A 1,075-nucleotide genomic window follows, 5' to 3' on the forward strand; every position below is an offset into this window, starting at 1 on the left:
ATATATGTATTTTATTAGGAATTGGATCAATAATAGATGGATTTGAAGATTTTTATATAAAAGAAAATAAGAGGCAGATGTTATTAAATTTTGGTATTGCTTTTATATGGTTCGTCGTATTTTTTGTATAGCATTTATATGGTGATTCTTAACACTTTTTATGGAACCAACAGTTTGATTAGCTTAAGACCGGAGCTGCCTTTAAGGCAGCTATTTTTTTATGCAACTATAGGGGCAGGTTAGTTGAAGAAGGAATATTGGTGAAAATTACAGAATAAACCAATGTATTAATGTTGAAATTTTTTTTATAAGGGGAGATATAATTGTCAATCTCAAAAGATATAAGTAGTTACATTGTTCGTACTGGGAAAATTGAAGATGCCGAGGCTATTTTAGAGATACAGAAATCAGTTGTTTCCGAAGGCAAGTTTCTAATTGCGTATCCAGAAGAGTTTAATAGAACTTCATCTCAACAAAAAGAATGGATGCAGAGCATATTAGACAATGAAAAAGAAACATTAATTGTCACTGAAAAAGATGGTGAAGTTGTTGGGTGGATAGTATTTGAAATGAACCAAAATAGAAAACGATTGTCTCATACAGGTTCATTTGGAATGATGATAAGAAAAGGTTACAGAGAACTGGGGATTGGAGGGATGCTACTAAAAGCTTTATTGGACTGGGCAGAGAAGGATCCTAGGATTGAAAAGGTAAGTTTAGCGGTTTTCTCAACAAATCATAGGGCAATATCCTTGTACAAAAAGATGGGGTTCATTGAAGAAGGCCGTAAAATTAAAGAATATAAAATGAGTGATAATGATTATGTGGATGATATTCTTATGTACAAATTAGTTTAATGACCGTTGATTGGAACGTAGGGCACTCGCTTTCCGCGGGGTCTCGCACAACCGTTCCAATCAACTTTGTTTTAACATTTAGATAACCCCTTTTGTCTACAAAATCAAGAAGAACTGTGATCCATGAACTGCACCCCAATTGTTAGACAACATCTAACAATTGGAGGTGCAGTTTTTTTGACTAAATATACGATAGACGAAAAATTACATGCAGTTTT

General features: G+C 33.5%; 1 protein-coding gene. It reads left to right on the top strand.

Going from position 1 to position 1,075, the window contains the following annotated elements; translation table 11 throughout:
* The first annotated feature begins 323 nt into the window (after positions 1-323).
* The gene (locus tag ACFWE9_RS27055) at positions 324-857 is read left to right on the top strand and encodes a GNAT family N-acetyltransferase (RefSeq protein WP_230162677.1); all 534 of its coding nucleotides are present in this window, start codon (positions 324-326) and stop codon (positions 855-857) included.
* The last annotated feature ends 218 nt before the right edge of the window (positions 858-1,075 follow it).

It is taken from the genome of Peribacillus sp. NPDC060253 (assembly GCF_042727425.1).
Classification (GTDB): domain Bacteria; phylum Bacillota; class Bacilli; order Bacillales; family DSM-1321; genus Peribacillus.